The following is a 17351-nucleotide window of genomic DNA, read 5'->3' on the forward strand; positions in this document are numbered from 1 at the left end:
GGAATGACATGAACAGGGTCGACATCGTCTACGGCGGCAGCGAATACTCCCTCGGCGGCCGAACTGCGGAATCGATTCAGCAGGAGATCACCGCCGCCATGTCGGCGCACACCCCCTACTGGTTGCCGGTCAATCGTGGTGGTGGACGGTTCGAGGGCGCCTTTCTCTTGATCAGCACCGGCATTCCGATTGCCGTCGTCAGCACGCGCGTAAGTTCCGACGTCGACGACGACGCGGCCGACGACGATGCCGTCTTCATCGACTCCGACTGACCGACGTCGCCTGATCGGCCGCCGTTTGCTCGGCCGCCGTTTGCTCGGCCGCCGTTTGCTCGACCTCCGACCGATCGGGCGGCTGGGTGCCAGACTGGACGCATGCTGCCGCACCTCGATGAACTGTTGGGCACCGCACGCGTGGTGTCGTTGCCACTGGTAACCCGCTTCCGTGGAATTGATTCGCGTGAAGCACTGCTTCTGCGTGGCCCGGAAGGCTGGAGCGAGTTCTCGCCGTTCGTGGAATACGACGACGCTGAGGCCGCCACCTGGCTGTGGGCTGCACTCGAATTCGGCTGGTCCCCGACGCCGCCGACCGTGCGTGAGCGCATCCCGGTCAACGCCACTGTGCCGGCTGTCACGCCCGACGCCGTCGCCAGCGTGCTGGCCCGCTTCCCCGGCTGCCGCACCGCCAAGGTCAAGGTGGCCGGTCCCGGCGACACGCTGGCGGATGACGTGGCACGCGTGCGGGCCGTACGCGCAGCCCTCGGGCCAGCCGGCCGGGTGCGCGTCGATGCCAATGGGCTCTGGAACCTCGACGAGGCCGAACATGCCATCCACGCCCTGGCCGAGTTCGATCTCGAGTATGTCGAGCAGCCCTGCATGAGCATCGACGAACTCGCCGAGATTCGGCGCCGCACCCACTACCTCGGAGTGCCGATTGCCGCCGACGAGAGTGTGCGCCGCAGCGACGACCCGCTGGCCGTCGCCCGGGCCGGCGCCGCCGACATCCTGGTGCTGAAAGCGCAACCGCAGGGCGGCATCCGTGCGGCGCTGTCGGTCAGCGCGCAGACCGGGCTGCCCGTCGTTGTCTCGAGCGCCCTCGACACGTCGGTTGGCATTGCGATGGGCGCCTATCTCGCGGCCGCGCTGCCGGAGCTGGAGTTTGATTGCGGGCTCGGCACGGCGTCTCTGCTCGCAGCGGATGTCACATCCGAGCCGCTTCGACCAGCCGGTGGATCGATCCCGGTGCGCCGCGTGGAGCCGGATGCCGCGTTGCTCGACCGGTATGCGGCCTCACCACAGCGCCGCGACTGGTGGCTGGAGCGCCTGGCGCGCGTCTATGAGGTCGTCGCCGACTGACCCACGGATGCCCGCTGGTCGAGCCTGTCGAGACCCCGCAAGCCGTACTCGAGACTCAGCACGAGATCTCGACACGCTCGATCAACGAGTGGGACGCTCGACCAACGGGTGACCCACGGATGCCCGCTGGTCGAGCCTGTCGAGACCCCGCAAGCCGTACTCGAGACTCAGCACGAGATCTCGACACGCTCGATCAACGGGTGGGACGCTCGATCAACGAGTGGGACGCTCGATCAACGAGTGGGACGCTCGATCAACGAGTGGGACGCTCGACCAACGGGTGACCCACGGATGCCCGCTGGTCGAGCCTGTCGAGACCCCGCAAGCCGCCGTCTAAAGACCCGAGTACGCGTGCAAGCCCTTAAAGAACACGTTCACGATGCCGAAGTTGAACATCACGGCCGAGAAGCCGATAATGGCCAGCCAGGCGGAGCGTGAACCACGCCATCCGCGGGTCGCTCGAGCGTGAATGTACCCGGCATAGATGACCCAGATGATGAAGGTCCAGACTTCCTTGGTGTCCCAGCCCCAGTACCGGCCCCAGGCGGCTTCCGCCCAGACCGAACCGGCCATCAGGGTGAAGGTCCACAGAATGAAGCCGATGATGTTGATGCGGTAGGCCAGGTTCTCGAGCGTAACTGCCGACGGCAGCGTGGCGAGGAACTTGAGCCGCATCGCCTTGCCCTCAGCTAAGAGACCCTCACGGCGGAACTGCAGCAACTGCACCGCCGACAGCGCGAAGCCGAGCGCGAAGAAGCCCGTGCCGAGTGTGGCGACGAACACGTGGATGACCAGCCAGAACGACTGCAATGCCGGTGGCAGCGGCGCGACCTCAACGTAGAAGTTCAGTGCGGCGACCCCGAGAAGCACCAACACGAGTCCGGTGACGAACGTTCCGAGGAACCGAAGGTCGACCCGGGTGATCACGATGAGGAACACCGTCATGATCACGAGCGTGCCCGTCATCGCGAACTCGTACATGTTCGCCCACGGCACCCGTCCGGCGGCGATTCCACGCAACACGTCGGCCACCAGGTGCAATACCCAGGCCAAAACGGTGAGCGAGACGCCGATGCGCAGGCTCTTCGACCGGCCGTACGGCGTCGCCGCGTCGTTCGACATGCGGGCGCTGAGCTTGGTGAGCGTCGCTGTGCCGCCCGCCGACCCTTGAGCGGATGCCCTGGCATCCGCCGTCGAGGCTGCGGCTACTTCGGCTGCACCCACCGCGGACGAGCGCCGTGCCAGGTCGACCGCGAAGGCGATGAAGGCCAACGCGTACACGGCCATGGCCGAGTAGAGACTGAGAATTGAGAGATCGTTGAGATTCACGGTTGTAAGCCTAAGTCTGATTGGGGTTGGGGGCGAGGTCTTCTGTGACGGGAAGCTGAGCTGCGTGCTTATCGGCGATGCTCGAAACCGCGCTCTCCAACGTCGGATCCTCGCCGCGGGCCAGTCCGGCGTACTCGAGGCGCACCGATCCGTCATCGTTCGTGATCGCCTTGACCCACACCCGACGACGCGGCACGAAGAGCGAGGTCAACAGGCCGAGCAACACGAGCACGGCGAAGAGCAGCACCCAACCCTGGGTCGGGTCACGGTGAATGTCGAATGACGCAAACCGCAGCACGGTGCCGGAGAAGTCGCCCACGGCGGCATCCGGGCTCTGATTGTCGAACGTGACCGAACCCAAACCGTTCGGCAGCTCCTGCGACTCGCCCGGCTTCAGCTCGATCGAGTCGACGCCCGTCTTACCGCCGGTGAGCTGCGTGAGCTTGTCGGTGTCGAGGGCGTAGACGGATGTCGGCACGCCGTCGTTGATACCGAGGTCGCCCTTGTACACGTTGAGGGTGAGCATCGGGTATTGAAGGTCGGGGAAGGACGAGTAGTACGCGCCGGAGGCCGTCGTATCCTGCGTCGGGTAGAAGAAACCGATCATGCCAAGCTGCTCGGCCAGCCCGTCGGGAACCTTGACCACACCCACCGATGTGAGGTTGGCATCCTGCGGAAGGAACGGGATCGAGTCGGTGAAGACGACGGCGCCAGCGGGATCCTTCACGGTGATCGTTGGCGCGTAGCCGTTGCCGAGCAGGTAGATGTCGGTGCCGCCCGTGCGCAAGGGGTGATTGACCTTGACTTCGCCCGGTCGAGGCTCCTGCCCACGGTCGGTGACCGAGACATTCGCGGTGAAGTCGAGCGGCATACCGAACGACTTCGTGTCGACCTTCTGTTCGTACTTCACCTGGAAGTCGTCAAGCGTGAGCTTGAACGGCTCGAGGCTGGTGTCGTCGAAGAACCGCCCCGGGTTGAACGAGTCGAAGGAACTCACGGTGTTCACGAAGGTTTGACCCTCGACGAGCACGCGCTGCCCGCTGAAGCCGAACCCGCTGCCGAAGCCGACGGTAATCAGGATGCCGACGAGAGCCGAGTGGAAGACCAGGTTGCCGGTCTCCCGCAGGTAGCCGCGTTCGGCCGACACCGACTTCTCGCCGACACTCTCGAATCGGGCGACGCGGTAACCGCTGGATTTCAGGAGCGCGCTGGCGGAGTCGATGGCGGCCGAGGCATCCGTTCCCACCGGTGCCCGACGCGTGGTGAAGCCGGCCAAACGATTCAGCCGCACCGGAGTCTTCGGCGGCTTGGCCCGCAGCGCCAGCAGATGGTGCTTCGTGCGCGGGATGACACAGCCGATCAGCGAGATGAACAGCAGCAGGTAGATAGCCGAGAACCAGGCGGACGAATAGACGTCGAATGCCTGAATCTTGTCGAGTGCCGGTGCCAGGTCGGGGTTGTCGCGAAAGTACTGCGTCACGCCGTTCGGGTCGGAACTCCGCTGCGGCACGAGCGAGCCGGGCACGGCCGCAATTGCGAGCAGGAGCAGCAGGAACAGTGCCGTGCGCATGCTTGTCAGCTGGCGCCAGAACCAGCGCAGCCAGCCCACGAAGCCGAGTTTGGGCTGAGTGATGTTGTCGCCGACGTCAGCCGGCTTCGAATCGAAATGGTCAGATGGCCGGGACATAGCCGCCAATCACCCCTTGCAGGTCGAGGAGCCAGGCATTCCACACGCCGCTCACCATGAGCACACCAATGACAATGAGAAAAATACCGCCGACGAGGTTAACCGCGCGAATATGCCGCTTCAGGAATGCGACCGCTCCGGTCATCCAACCGAGGCCGAGCGCAATCAAGAGGAATGGAATGCCGAGGCCGAGCGCGTAGAACAGGGCGAGCAGTCCGCCCTGCCAGGGCGAACCACTGGTCAGGCTGAGCGAGTTGATGGCGGTGAGCGTCGGGCCTGTGCATGGCGTCCAACCGATGGCGAAAACCGCGCCGAGAACCGGTGCACCGGCCAGGCCCATCTTCGGCCGCCAGGTCGATTTCATGGTGCGCTGGGCGAAGCCGAACTGGCCTACAAAGACGAGGCCCATCAGAATCACGACGGCCCCGGCGATGCGAGTGATCAACTCGCGGTACTGATTGAGCCAGAATCCTGCGAAGCCGAAGACCACGCCGGTGAGCACGAAGACCAGTGCAAACCCCGCAATGAACAGGGCGACTCCGAGCAGCAGGCGGCGCTGCCCGGTGCGATCACCGGGCTTGGCACGGGAGCTACCATCGGTGAATCCACCGATGTAGGCCAGATAGCCGGGGACTAGCGGCAGGATGCAGGGTGACGCGAACGAAACGAGTCCGGCCAGAATCGCGACGGGGATCGCCAGGTACAACTGTCCGCTGAAGACGATTTCACCGAACGGATTACCCACGCCTACTTGCCCTCTGCGATCGTGTCGCGAATGAGGGTCTCAAGGATCGACGGCGAGGAGACCTGGCCCAGAATACGTGCGGCGACGCGTCCCTGGCCGTCGACCACAAGGGTGGTCGGCACGGCATTGGGCGGGATGCTGCCGCTGAAGGCGAGCTGCATGCTGCCACCGTCGACATCCATCACCGAGGGGTAGGTCACCGAGTAGGTCTCATTGAAAGCGATCGCGTTGGCCGCCTGGTCGCGCACGTTGACGCCCAGGAAGCTCGCACCGGCTCCCTCGAACTCGTCGTTCAATTTCTGCAGATCGGGCGCCTCGGCCCGGCAGGGGGCGCATCCGGCGTACCAGAAATTCACGACGATGACCTGGCCCGCGTAGTCGGCGCTCGTCACGGTCTTGCCGTGTTCGGTGACACCCTCGAAGCTGACCGGGTTGGAACGGTTTGCTTCTGCAATTTCGGTGACGCTGCCGTCTCCGGCGATGTATCCCTTGTTACTGCCTTCTCGATATTGCTCGGCCAGCGGGTCCGACGCGCAGCCGGTCAGAATCAGAGCGAGCGCGACCAGCCCCGAGGCGAAGACGGCTGGGCCGAGTCGACGACGGGTTGTCATACCGCTCCCACATCCGTTGCGCCGGTCTGCAGCGGTGCGGCCGGGTTCGAATACGACGTCTCGACGAAACGGCCATCGTGCCGCTCGAACGTGGTGATGCTCGACAGGTCGCAGCGACGCTGGCGCGGATCGTGGGCCAGGCTTTCGCCGGCAAGCGCGCGGTGCACCATCCAAATCGGCAGTTGGTGGCTTACCAACACGACGTCGCCGTCTTCGACTGATACCCAGGCATCGTCGATGGCGGCCAGCATGCGGTCGACCACATCCTTGAACGGCTCACCCCAGCTGGGACGGAACGGATTGATGAGGTAGGGCCAGTTGCGCGGCTGGCGAAGCGCGCCACCCGGGCCGCGCATCCGCGTACCTTCAAAATGATTCGTGGGCTCGATGATGCGCTCGTCGGTGTCGATCGACATTTGAAATGCATCGGCGAACGGCTGAGCCGATTCTTGGGCGCGCTGCAACGGGGAGGCGATCAGCCGGCTCACGGGGCGCCCGCTGGCGAGTACCTCGGCGGCCGCGGCCTGGGCCATCTGCACGCCGAGGTCGGAGAGACGGAAGTTCGGCAACCGTCCATAAAGCACGCGTTCGGGATTAAATACCTCTCCGTGACGCACGAGATGCACCTTGCTAGCTACCACGCCCCCAGTCTACGTAGCGTAGAGCCGCGAGTTTGCCGAGAGCGGTGCAGCTAAACTGACTCTGTGACTGAGCGCGTATTGATTAAGAACCTGGCCGCCCTGGAAGACGGGCCCGTAACCGTGTCCGGATGGGTCGACACCGTGCGTGACCAGAAGAAGGTGCAGTTCGTCGTGCTTCGCGACGAATCCGGCGCTGTGCAGCTGGTGAACCCTCGCACGACGGATGCCGATGGCGTCGTCGTCGCCGATGAACCGGCCACCACGATCTCCGGCCTCTCGCAGGGCAGCTTCATCACCATCACCGGTGAACTCAAGCATGACGAGCGCGTGAAGCTCGGCGGTATCGAGGTCAAGCTCGCGAGCATCGAGGTGCTCTCGCACGCGATCCCCGAGACGCCCATCGCGCCGGATTCCAGCCTCGACAAGCGCATGGACTGGCGCTTCCTCGACCTGCGCAACCCGAAGCAGAACTTGATCTTCCGCATCCAGACCACGTTTGAGCACGCCCTGCGCACGTACTGGATCGACAACGACTTCATCGAACTGCACACCCCGAAGCTCATGGCCTCGGCCAGCGAGTCGCGTGCCGAATTGTTCGAGGTCGAGTACTTCGACACCAAGGCGTACCTCGCGCAGAGCCCTCAGTTCTTCAAGCAGATGGCCCAGTCGGCCGGTTTCGGCAAGATCTTCGAGGTGGGCCCGGCATTCCGCGCTGACCCCTCGTTCACGAGCCGCCACGCCACCGAGTTCACCAGCATCGACTCCGAGATCAGCTGGATCGACAGCCACGAAGACGTCATGAAACTGCACGAAGACCTCATGGTCGCCGGTTTCACCGCGGTCAAAGCCAAGCATGGCGATGAGATCAAGGCCCTGTTCGACGTCGAGATCGCCGTTCCCACCACGCCGTTCCCCCGCATCCCGCTGGCCGAGGCCAAGCAGATCGTCAAGGAGCGCGGCTACGAGGTGCCGCGCGACGACGACGACATGGATCCCGAGGGCGAACGCCAGATCGCGGCCTACGTCAAAGAGACCTACGGACACGAGTTCGTCTTCCTCACCGACTACGCCTCCAGCATCCGCCCGTTTTACCACATGCGCCACGAGGGTGATTCAAGCCTCACGAACAGCTACGACCTCATCTTCAACGGCACCGAGATCTCGACCGGCGCGCAGCGCGAGCACCGTGTCGACGTGCTGATCGAGCAGATGAAAGACAAGGGGATGGAGCAGGAGGAGCTCGAGTTCTACCTCGACTTCTTCCGTTACGGCGCCCCGTCGCACGGTGGTTTCGGCATGGGCCTGGCCCGCGTGCTGATGCTCATGCTGCACCAGACGTCGATCCGCGAGGTCACCTACCTGTTCCGCGGCCCGACGCGCCTGCTTCCGTAGACTTCGGCCCGCGAGCTTCCCCGCGCTCGCTCGCCTTCCCCCGCTCGCGCCTTTTCCCGCGAACCGCCGTCCGGCCCGCGCCCGCGCCTTTTCCCGCGCGCCTTCCCCCCGCACCTAGTTTTTCCCGCGAGTACCGGGTTGTGGATAAGGTCGACGCCACGACGCCGGACCGCGCCACACTATCGGCGTGCGACGACGAAGTAGGATTCCCGAGGCGCTGGTGGGCACGGCGTTTTGCACCGCCGATGTGCCGACCGGCATCCTCACGCCTGAGCGGATGCGCGGCGCAGACTTCCAGAAACCCTCACGCGGAGTGCGCACGGTTGGTCTCGATCTTGCGACACTGACCGGTCGCTGCTTCGCCTACCGGGCGCGAATGATGCGTGGTCAGGCATTTAGCCATTCGACGGCCGCCCGCCTCTACCGAATGCCGCTTCCGCCGCGCTTCCTCTACGAAACCACAGTGCATGTCACGGTGAGTGAGGCCGCTCAATCACCGCGCGTTATCGGCGTTGTCGGGCATCGCCACGCCGCCGTCGAGTCTTCGTTTCGGCTCGTCGACGCCTTCACCCTCACAGACCCGGTTTCGACCTGGTGCCAGCTCGCGCCTCAACTCGGACTCTATGATCTGGTCGCTGCTGCCGACTATCTGGTGTCGGGCGAAGTCGTGGACAATGGACGAAATCCGCCGCTCGCGACTCTCGAACAACTGCACGAGGGAGTGCGTCGCTACGCCGGCAAACGTGGAGCAAAGAAGCTCCGAGAGGCCCTTCCCCGCGTGCGGATGGGCGTGGACTCGCGACCCGAAACCTGGTTGCGGCTGCTTCTTGTCGATGCCGGCCTCCCCGAACCCGTCGTGAACGTGCCGATTTACGATGCCGGTGAGCGGCTGGGGAAGCCGGATCTGGCCTATCTCGAGCGGCGCATGGCGTTCGATTACGAGGGTGACGGCCACCGCGTCAGCGAGGAACAGTTTCGCCGCGACATCCGTCGTCGAGAGCGCTTCGAGGCTGCAAATTGGAAGTACATGCGGGTGGTCGCTGACGATGTCTTCACCGACACGGCCGATTTTCTGCGCAGGGTGCGCCGCGTGTTGGCCCAGCGCCCGTCGCTGCCCTGAATCAACGACCCCACTCTTTCCCGTTCCCGTTCCCGTTCCCGTTCCCGTTCCCGCGAGTGAGCAGTTGTTGGGGTCTCACGCGTCGTGAAGCAACAACAACTGCTCACTCGCGAGAAGTTTCGAACGTTTCGCTCCCGTTCACCGCAGGTTTCAGCGCGGCCTCCAGTGTTGAACCGTGCCCACCGCGGGCGATCGACCTGCTTCGAAAGGCATCCGAATGCGAAAGACCTGGCGCGGTCCCGCCACCGCCCTTCTCACATCTCTGGCCGTTCTCGTGCCAGTAGCCGCCACCCTCAGCCCGGCCATGGCCATGGCCGACGCCCCGAGCGGCGTGCGCATCAACGAGGTCGAGTCAAGCGGCGGTGCACCCGGCGACTGGATCGAGTTGGTCAACACCGCTTCGGCTCCAGCGGATGTCTCGGGCCTGGTTCTCAAAGACAACGATGACACGCACAGCTTCGTCGTTCCTGCGGCTACCACGATCCCGGCAGGTGGCTTTCTCGCACTCGACGTCGACGTCGCGTACGGACTCGGCGCCGCCGACTCGGCCCGACTCTTCACCGCCGACGGCGTCACTCTGATCGACACCTACAGCTGGACCGCCCACGCGACGACCACCTACGGCCGCTGCCCCGACGGCACTGGCGAGTTCGTGACTACAAAAACACCTACCAAGGGTGCCGCCAACGACTGCGTCGTGCCGGACGGCAGCACGGAACCGGGCACCGGCGGCCCCTCTGCCTTACCCTGGCCGGGCGGCACCGCGATCAGCGCCGTCGACGCGGCAGGATTCTTCGGTACCAACCTCAGCGGGCTTGCCTACCAGCCATCCGGCACTGCAGCGCCTGGCACGATCTGGGCTTCTAAGAACGGCGTCGGAACGATGTACCAGCTCGCCTGGAACGGCGCGACCTGGGCCGCCGTCTCAACTGATGGGTGGGCATCCGGCAAGCCACTTCACTATGCCGACGGCACCGGTGATGTCGATGCCGAGGGCATCGCACTGACGGATGCCGGACCGGCCGGAGGAGTCTTCATCTCGTCAGAGCGCAACAATGATGTAAGCAAAGTGAGCCGGCCCTCGGTGCTGCGCTACGACGTCACAGGCTCAGCCGCCACCCTCTCGGCGACGATCGAATGGAACCTCGTCGCCGATCTACCGCCCGTGGCCCCCAACAGCGGACTCGAGGCCATCGCCTGGGTCCCCGACAGTTTTCTCGTCGCTCAGGGGTTCGTCGATGAAAGCTCCGCCACGGTCTACAGGCCGGCTGACTACCCAAATCACGGCACCGGGCTCTTCGTCGTCGGTCTCGAAGCGAATGGCACCGTCTACGCCTATGCCCTTGACCAGGTATCGGGCGACTACCACCGCGTTGCAACCATCTCCAGCGGCTTCAGTGGCGTGATGGACCTTGAATTCGATGCAGAGCGCTCGGCACTCTGGGCGGCCTGTGACGACACCTGCGACGGCCGCAGCTCTCTGCTCCAGGTGGCGCAAACGGGCGAGCGGGCCGGTCATTTCGCCGTGACGACGGTCTATGAGCGCCCGTCCGGCATGCCGAATATCAACAACGAAGGGTTCGCTCTCGCCCCCCAGAAGCTCTGTGTCGATGGCCTGAAGCCCGTCTTCTGGTCTGACGACAACAACACCGCGAGCCACGCGCTGCGTGAAGGAACAATCGCGTGCTCCCCGACGACGACCGACCCGACTGATCCGCCCACGCCCGTGGACCCGCCCGCGGGTCCGGCCAAGCCCGTACCGACGGCGTCGCTCACGGATGCGACGCGCGGGTTCATCACCGCGCCGGCAACCGCGCACCCGGGAGCCCCGATCATCGTGGCAGTTGGTGCGGCATCCGCCGGCGGGAGCGTCGACGTGTGGTTGCACTCCGAGCCCGTGCACCTGGCCCGGCGCATCGTAAGTGGGGCCGGAACCGTGAACGTGACGATTCCGGCATCCGCTGCTGCTGGCGCCCACCGCCTCGCCGTGGTCGCCGCCGACGGAACCCTGATCGGCTGGGCCGACATCACGATCGTTGCCATCAGTACTCCTGCGGGCACTCCGGGTTCCGGTAACGGCCCGTCGGGCCCTGGCATCAGCACTCCGGGTTCCGGCACCGCGGTAGCCGGGCTCGCCTCGACGGGAATCGACATCAGCACACCCGCCACAGCCCTGCTGCTGCTTCTGGGATGCGGCGCCGGCCTTCTCCTCCTTCGTCGTCGAGGCGCCACCTCCTAGATCACCGCACGGACACAGACGACGCTCACGGCCCGGCCACCAACGGCCCGGGCCGTGTGCTGCGTCCGGCCGAGGTATAGGGGACATCTACATACATCCTCAGGGGGACGCAACCCGGCCAGTAGAGTGGTGAGCGCGTCAACGGCGCAGGCGCCAGTTGGCCTCCGCCATCCGCAGATGGCAAGGAGAGTTTTCGCCGCGTCGGCCAGGCTCGGACTGATGAGGGGAGCGAGATGTCTGCGACACCACCCTCGGACCTCGCGACACCACACACCCCCATTCCGGTCACCAGACGGCGAGTTCGCCTCGGGCTGACCCTCGGCGCTGTGCTCATCGCCGCAGTGGCGGTGATGGTTCCCGCGCTCCACTTCACGGCGCAGGGCGACTACGACGCCGCACGGGAATCCCTCGCCGTCAAGCAGTCCACGGCTGCTCCCTTGGTCGACGCCGCACGGTCGACGCTGGCCGACGCGCAGACCCTGCTCCAGACGAGCGCTGGGCGGGTTCTCGATGAAATGCCACGCACCCGACTCGCCGACGCGATCGTGACAGCAGATCGACGTGTCGGTGCCGTCGAGGACGATATTGCGGCATCCGCGGCGGCTGCGAAGAACCGGCCGCAATCCGGCGTTCTGCTTGCGGGGTTCCCGATGCGCCACAGCGCGTCAGTGCTCGCGACCTTCATGCTCGACGATGCCGCGACGCTGCCCGCCGTCACGTCGACGCTGGCTGTGCCGATGCGTGCACTGACCGAGGCCGTTGCCGCGTGGGAGGCCGAGCAGAAGCGCCTTCGCTACACGAACAATGTCGCCGCCGCCGGCTGGTATCCCGAATTGGATGCCTGCATCGGCTCGGTCGACCTGACCGAACGCTACGGTATCCCCACGATCGCCGAGCACTGGAGTTGCGGCGGCCGCGACTTTCCCTCCAAGGCCGGAACCCTCATCGAACTGACCGGCTTGCACTCCGGGACGTATCGGGTCGACGGCATCCTCGCGATGCTCAACCAGTCGACGGCGACGACGGCGGATCTGCCGCGCGGCTACGACTTGCTTTACCAGACCTGCCAGAACGGTCAGTCGTCATCGATGTCGATCACCGGGCTGACGAAGGTCGACTGAGCTCCCACGCCCCCGCCCGATCTCCTTCCGCGAGTGAGCAGTTGTTGGGTACTCACGCGTCGCGAAGCAACAACAACTGCTCACTCGCGGGAAAAGGCGGGACACGCAGGGCTCGGGGCACGCCCGACACGAAACACGGGGCCACCGGGCACGCCGGACACGGGACCCAGGGAACTTAGGGCCGCGGGACACACCAGACACGGGACCCGGGGGACTCGGGACTCGAACGGACGCGGGTTAGAGCTCGACGTCGACGCACGACCGGGCCGCGACGACCGACCGAATGTAGGCGCCGGCCGCCGTGTGCGCCGGGTGCACCTGGTAACGGTTCACCGCATCGAGGTCGTCAAAATCCGCGACCAGCACGACATGCCAGTTGCCGCCACCGGCGACATCCGTTCCCACGGACAACGCGCGAATACCGTCGATGACGCCGACGAGAGCGTGCAGACGCGCACGGATGCCCGCGGCATGCTCGGCCTGCTCGACGGGGTCGGTCGCGGCGAGCTGCCACGACACGATGTGGCGAATGGTCATCGAATCTCCATCAGGGCCGCACGCAACCGCAGGGGGTCGATGCGCCAATAGTTGTGGACCTTGCCGTTGATCAGCAAGACCGGGATCTCTTCAACGTAGCGCTCCATCAGCTCGTCGTCATCGAGAATCGAACGTTCTTCAAGCACCATCTCAGGCGCCTGCGGTTCTGCCGCGACCTTTTCCATGACGCTGACAATCACGTCGCGGGCGTCGTCGCAGAGGTGGCAACCGGGCTTGCCGATCAAGGTGAGAAGTGCTGTAGACATCCTCCAACTCTAAAGGCCCCTCTGCCAATAGACTCATTTCCACATGTCTGCTGCTGCTCGCCCTCCCGCCATCGCGTTCTTCGACGTCGACAACACGTTGATGCGCGGTGCGAGCTTGTATTACGTGGGCGTCGGCGCGTGGCGGCGCCAATTCATCACTCTGCGCGACATTCTCTCGTTCGGCTGGAAGCAAGCGCGGTTCGTCGCTGTGGGCGAGAACCGGGCGCACCTCGACAGTGTGCGCGAGCGCGCGCTGGAGATCGTCGTCGGCCATCGCCGGGACGAATTGATTCGGCTCAGCCATGAGATTTTCGACACCCGACTCACCCAACGGCTCTGGCCCGAGACCGTCGAGGTCGCCCAGAAGCATCTGGCGACCGGCCGCGAAGTCTGGCTGATCTCGGCCACCGCGCAAGAAGTCGCCGACGTCATCGCCGAGCGGCTCGGCTTCACCGGTGCGCTCGGCACGGTTCTCGAGTCGGTCGAGGGCGTGTTCACCGGCGCTTTGATCGGCTCGGTGATGCACGGCGAGCAGAAGGCTCACGCGGCGCAGGTTCGAGCCGAAGCGAGCGGTGTCGATCTCGCGGATTGTTGGGCCTACTCCGATTCGCACAACGACATTCCGTTGCTGAATCTGGTCGGGAACCCGGTGGTCGTGAACCCGGATGCCACGCTCGGCCGTTACGCGGAGGCTCGCGATTGGCCCGTGATGCGGTTGAAGACGGCCAGCATCAAGGCCGCGGCACGCGCCGCACGCACCGCCCGCTGAGACCATTGGGCAAGCAAAAAGCGCTAGACCCAGGGGTCTAGCGCTCACGCCAGCAAACGATCTAAACCGTCTACTTCTTGTTGCGACGCTGGTGGCGAGTCTTACGAAGCAACTTACGGTGCTTCTTCTTCGCCATGCGCTTGCGTCGCTTCTTAATTACAGAACCCACAAGACCTCACAAGATTTGGTTGAATCGCTGAAATCACGACTGGCACGAAAACCTTATTCTAACCGAAGAATGGGGTGGCGCCTACGCACACCGTCTGACAGGCACGTAATCGCAGCATAATTTGCGACCCGGTCAGGCTCTCTCGTCGTTCTTGCGCCTTTTTTTGGATGTCGCGTCTTTCACGACATGCGTCATCTGGAACGAGGTGTCGGCGAACGCCTTGCCGAGCGCGGCGGCAAATGCCCGCTGCTCGACTTTCAGGCCCGCCTCGTCCGCGGCGAGGGCCTGATCGATGGTCGGGTCGAAATCGACGCTGAGGAATGGGATCAGCCAGTCTTCAATCACCTCAAGCGGTGAATAGTCCAGGTGGTAATAGCGGTGCTGCCCCTCCTCGCGCACACCAACCAAGCCCGCCTCGCGCAGCACCTTGAGGTGCTTCGAGACCGTCGGCTGGCTGAGTCCGAGTGAACTGACAATGTCAGAAACACTCAATTCTGCGGCATCACTCGACTGGTTATATCGCTGCAGGAGAATATGCAGAATGTCTCGTCGGGTCGAGTCCGCCACAACGTCAAAAATGTCTGCCATTGCACCAGGCTACTCATTCCCGATCAGGAGTACCATGACAAGTCGTGTCGGAGCCGAGAGAAGGGGGCTGAATGCACAGCACTGCCGCCGCCTCTAGATTCCCGAAGCCGCATGTGAATTGGTACGTACGCATTCGCGATTTCATCGACGGCATCGCGCGTAACTCACCCTCGCGCTTCGCGATTTTGGTCTTCACCGCGTTGATCTTGGTCTTCACCCTTCTGTTTTCACTGCCGATCGCCTCGTCCACCGGAACGGTGACGGCGCTGCACGACGCCCTCTTTACCGCGGTGTCGGTGATCTGTGTCACCGGCTTGAGCACCGTTGACATGGCCACCCAGTGGTCCCCGTTCGGAAACGTTCTGGTGTACGTGGGCGTGAATATCGGCGGCGTGGGCGTGTTGACCCTGGCGTCAATCATGGGCATGGCCATTTCACGCCGCCTGGGGTTACGCGCGAAACTGATGGCTGCCAGCGACACCAACCCCTCGCGCATCCACGTCGGGCCTGTCAACGAGGGCCAAGCTGTGCGCCTCGGCGAGGTCGGCAACCTGTTGCTCACCGTCGCAATCAGCGCTTTTGTGATCGAGGCGGCCGTGGCCGCACTGCTCTTCCCCCGGATGCTGATCGACGGTGTACCCGCCGGAGAAGCACTGTGGCACAGCCTCTATTACTCGGCAATGGCGTTCACCAACACCGGATTCAACCCCAACGAAGCCGGGCTGAGCGCGTTCGCGAATGACTATTGGTTTCTCGGCGCCCTCATGGTCGGTGTCTTCCTCGGCAGTCTGGGCTTTCCGGTGATCTACGCCTTCGCCCGCGGCTGGCGCAAGCCTCGCCGCTGGTCAGTACACGTGAAGATCACGCTGGTCACGACGATCATTCTGATGTTCGCCGGAATGATGCTCTACATTCTTCTCGAATTCGACAATCCGAAGACTTTCGGCTCGCTCAATGTGGGCGACACCGTCTTCCAATCGCTCTTCATGTCGGTGATGACACGGTCGGGCGGCTTCGCCACGATCAATATCGGCGATCTGCATGGCTCCAGCCTGCTCGTCAGCGGCATGCTCATGTTCATCGGGGGCGGATCGGCCTCGACGGCCGGCGGAATCAAGGTGACCACCCTGGCCGTACTGTTTTTCGCCGCTTTCGCCGAGGCCCGTGGCCGCGAGAGCATGGAGGCATTTGGCCGCCGCATCCCCCGCGACATTCTGCGTCTGGCGGTGAGCGTGGTGCTCTGGGGGGCCACGACCGTGGCCGTCTCGTCGATCGTGCTTCTGCAGGTCTCCAAGGCCTCGCTCGACATGGTGCTTTTCGACGTGATCTCTGCCTTTGCCACCTGCGGGCTCTCAACCGGTCTCACCCAAGATTTGCCGCCGGAGGGCGTCTATGTGCTCGCCGCCACAATGTTCATGGGTCGAGTTGGTACAGTGACACTCGCCGCCGCTTTGGCAGCCAGCCAGAGCAGGCAGCTTTTCAAACGTCCGGAAGAGAGGCCCATCGTTGGTTGATCGAATCAAGCATGATGCCCCCGTTCTCGTGATCGGCCTCGGCCGATTCGGCGCGGCAACGGCCGGCAAGCTCGACCGCCTCGGCCGCGAGGTTCTCGTGGTCGACTCCAGCGACGCTCTCGTCCAGAAGTGGTCTGAGAGGGTCACTCACGCCGTTCAAGCCGACGCCAAGTCGATCGACGCACTGCGTCAGATCGGCGCCCAAGACTTCTCCATCGCCGTCTGCGCTGTCGGCTCGTCGGTCGAGGCCAGCGTGCTGATCGTCGCGAACCTGGTCGACCTCAAGGTGCCGCAGATCTGGGCGAAGGCGATCTCGCAGTCGCATGGCAAGATCCTCGAGCGCATCGGCGCCAACCACGTGATCTATCCCGAGGCCGAGGCCGGCGAGCGCGTCGCCCACCTGGTATCCGGGCGCATGCTCGACTTCATCGAGTTCGATGACGACTTCGCCCTGGTAAAGATGTACCCGCCGAAGGCAATCCGTGGCATGAACCTCACCGAATCCGGCGTGCGCACCAAGCACCGTGTGACGGTCGTGGGCGTGAAAAGCCCCGGCAAGCCGTTCACCTACGCGACGGCCGAGACCGTGGTCTCGAACCACGACCTGATCATCGTCTCGGGCACCGAGGGCGACATCGAACGGTTTGCGTCGCTCGGCTCCTAACCGCTTGAAGTAGGAACCGGTGCCGGCGTCGCTTTCGGCGCTGGTGCCGCGGGCGGCGTGACCAGCAGATAGACGGATGCCTGGGCTGCACCGTGCCGCACGACGAACTCCCAGCATCCGGCAACATTCAGAATCACGCCGGTGCCCCACTCGTCGCCCGGGCGAAGATAGGTGCTGTCATCGTGCGATTCCGGTCCCCAGACGAGCTGTCCGGCGGACCCGTCCGGACGTTTCACGCTCACCGTCACATCGCCGGTTCCGGTGATTCGCCAGACAAATTTGGTCGTGGTGTTACTCGCGCGCAACGGAGTGTCGCCCATGATCAGCCCATAAAGCGTGTTGCCCGGATTCGCAGTGCCCTGCACCTCGGGGAATCCGCTGACCGTGTCGGTGCGCTGCGGTGAGGCCGGCGCACATCCGGCCGCGCCGGGGGTGCCGAGTGATTCGGCAGGTTCCTGCGCCTGTGGCGAGGGGACCCCCGTCGCAGGCGGCGACGCCGACGCGGAGGGCACGTCGCTGCCGCCGACCGTGCAGCTGGCCAGGAGCAGCGCGAAGACGGCCAGGGCGATCCCGACCGCTATTGTTCCCGCTGGGCGACGCATCG

At 64.4% G+C, this 17351-nt stretch carries 19 protein-coding genes; 9 read left to right on the forward strand and 10 right to left on the reverse strand.

The features are described from left to right. The first annotated feature begins 8 nt into the window (after positions 1–8). Positions 9–272, forward strand: a complete 264-nt coding sequence (locus HNR05_RS12490; protein WP_179579408.1) for a hypothetical protein — start codon at positions 9–11, stop codon at positions 270–272. A gap of 102 nt (positions 273–374) precedes the next feature. Next, the gene (locus HNR05_RS12495) at positions 375–1355 is read left to right on the forward strand and encodes an o-succinylbenzoate synthase (RefSeq protein ID WP_179579409.1); all 981 of its coding nucleotides are present in this window, start codon (positions 375–377) and stop codon (positions 1353–1355) included. Positions 1356–1688: 333 nt separating this feature from the next. On the opposite strand, the gene ccsB is transcribed toward HNR05_RS12495, so the two are convergent. The 5 genes from ccsB to HNR05_RS12520 are packed head-to-tail and all read right to left on the reverse strand — an operon-like array spanning position 1689 to position 6368. Continuing rightward, on the reverse strand, positions 1689–2642 hold the full coding sequence (gene ccsB, locus HNR05_RS12500; protein WP_179580945.1) for a c-type cytochrome biogenesis protein CcsB: 954 nt from the start codon (positions 2640–2642) through the stop codon (positions 1689–1691). Between the two features lie 52 nt (positions 2643–2694). Further along, positions 2695–4371: a cytochrome c biogenesis protein ResB gene (gene resB, locus HNR05_RS12505; RefSeq protein WP_179579411.1), complete on the reverse strand. Its 1677-nt coding sequence runs from the start codon at positions 4369–4371 to the stop codon at positions 2695–2697. Beyond that, entirely contained in the window at positions 4355–5116 is a 762-nt protein-coding gene (locus HNR05_RS12510) for a cytochrome c biogenesis protein CcdA (protein WP_179579413.1), read from the reverse strand. Before HNR05_RS12510 ends, resB begins: the two co-directional genes overlap by 17 nt. Before the next feature lie 2 nt (positions 5117–5118). Beyond that, positions 5119–5727, reverse strand: coding sequence for a TlpA family protein disulfide reductase (locus HNR05_RS12515; RefSeq protein WP_179579415.1), 609 nt, complete (start codon positions 5725–5727; stop codon positions 5119–5121). Then, positions 5724–6368: a histidine phosphatase family protein gene (locus HNR05_RS12520; RefSeq protein WP_179579417.1), complete on the reverse strand. Its 645-nt coding sequence runs from the start codon at positions 6366–6368 to the stop codon at positions 5724–5726. The genes HNR05_RS12515 and HNR05_RS12520 overlap by 4 nt, the downstream gene beginning before the upstream one ends. A gap of 63 nt (positions 6369–6431) precedes the next feature. Here HNR05_RS12520 and aspS point away from each other — a divergent pair, with 63 nt between their 5' ends. From aspS to HNR05_RS12540, 4 genes are all read left to right on the forward strand, one after another. Continuing rightward, entirely contained in the window at positions 6432–7760 is a 1329-nt protein-coding gene (gene aspS, locus HNR05_RS12525) for an aspartate--tRNA(Asn) ligase (protein ID WP_179579419.1), read from the forward strand. 187 nt (positions 7761–7947) lie between these two features. After that, positions 7948–8880, forward strand: a complete 933-nt coding sequence (locus HNR05_RS12530; RefSeq protein ID WP_179579421.1) for a hypothetical protein — start codon at positions 7948–7950, stop codon at positions 8878–8880. 217 nt (positions 8881–9097) lie between these two features. Further along, positions 9098–11119: a lamin tail domain-containing protein gene (locus HNR05_RS12535; RefSeq protein ID WP_179579422.1), complete on the forward strand. Its 2022-nt coding sequence runs from the start codon at positions 9098–9100 to the stop codon at positions 11117–11119. 233 nt (positions 11120–11352) lie between these two features. Beyond that, on the forward strand, positions 11353–12240 hold the full coding sequence (locus HNR05_RS12540; RefSeq protein ID WP_179579424.1) for a hypothetical protein: 888 nt from the start codon (positions 11353–11355) through the stop codon (positions 12238–12240). Positions 12241–12477: 237 nt separating this feature from the next. Here HNR05_RS12540 and HNR05_RS12545 read toward each other — a convergent pair whose 3' ends face one another. Beyond that, positions 12478–12777: a Dabb family protein gene (locus tag HNR05_RS12545; protein ID WP_179579426.1), complete on the reverse strand. Its 300-nt coding sequence runs from the start codon at positions 12775–12777 to the stop codon at positions 12478–12480. Further along, complete coding sequence (locus HNR05_RS12550; RefSeq protein ID WP_179579428.1) at positions 12774–13043, reverse strand: glutaredoxin family protein; 270 nt, start codon at positions 13041–13043, stop codon at positions 12774–12776. The genes HNR05_RS12545 and HNR05_RS12550 overlap by 4 nt, the downstream gene beginning before the upstream one ends. Before the next feature lie 43 nt (positions 13044–13086). On the opposite strand from HNR05_RS12550, the gene HNR05_RS12555 reads away from it, so the two are divergent. After that, positions 13087–13812 (forward strand): HAD family hydrolase, encoded by a 726-nt coding sequence (locus tag HNR05_RS12555; protein WP_179579430.1) that lies wholly within the window; start codon positions 13087–13089, stop codon positions 13810–13812. Positions 13813–13882: 70 nt separating this feature from the next. Here HNR05_RS12555 and HNR05_RS12560 read toward each other — a convergent pair whose 3' ends face one another. Next, positions 13883–13981, reverse strand: coding sequence for a 30S ribosomal protein bS22 (locus tag HNR05_RS12560; RefSeq protein WP_003792170.1), 99 nt, complete (start codon positions 13979–13981; stop codon positions 13883–13885). A 132-nt stretch (positions 13982–14113) separates the two neighbouring features. Further along, positions 14114–14569, reverse strand: coding sequence for an ArsR/SmtB family transcription factor (locus HNR05_RS12565; protein WP_179579432.1), 456 nt, complete (start codon positions 14567–14569; stop codon positions 14114–14116). A 71-nt stretch (positions 14570–14640) separates the two neighbouring features. Here HNR05_RS12565 and HNR05_RS12570 point away from each other — a divergent pair, with 71 nt between their 5' ends. Together HNR05_RS12570 and HNR05_RS12575 are read left to right on the forward strand one after the other, a co-directional pair. Then, on the forward strand, positions 14641–16083 hold the full coding sequence (locus HNR05_RS12570; protein WP_179579434.1) for a TrkH family potassium uptake protein: 1443 nt from the start codon (positions 14641–14643) through the stop codon (positions 16081–16083). Then, complete coding sequence (locus HNR05_RS12575; protein WP_179579436.1) at positions 16076–16747, forward strand: potassium channel family protein; 672 nt, start codon at positions 16076–16078, stop codon at positions 16745–16747. Before HNR05_RS12570 ends, HNR05_RS12575 begins: the two co-directional genes overlap by 8 nt. Here the strand turns inward: HNR05_RS12575 and HNR05_RS12580 are convergent. Next, complete coding sequence (locus HNR05_RS12580; protein WP_179579437.1) at positions 16744–17349, reverse strand: hypothetical protein; 606 nt, start codon at positions 17347–17349, stop codon at positions 16744–16746. The genes HNR05_RS12575 and HNR05_RS12580 overlap by 4 nt on opposite strands. Positions 17350–17351 lie beyond the last annotated feature (2 nt).

It is taken from the genome of Leifsonia psychrotolerans, from assembly GCF_013410665.1.
GTDB lineage: Bacteria > Actinomycetota > Actinomycetes > Actinomycetales > Microbacteriaceae > Cryobacterium > Cryobacterium psychrotolerans_A.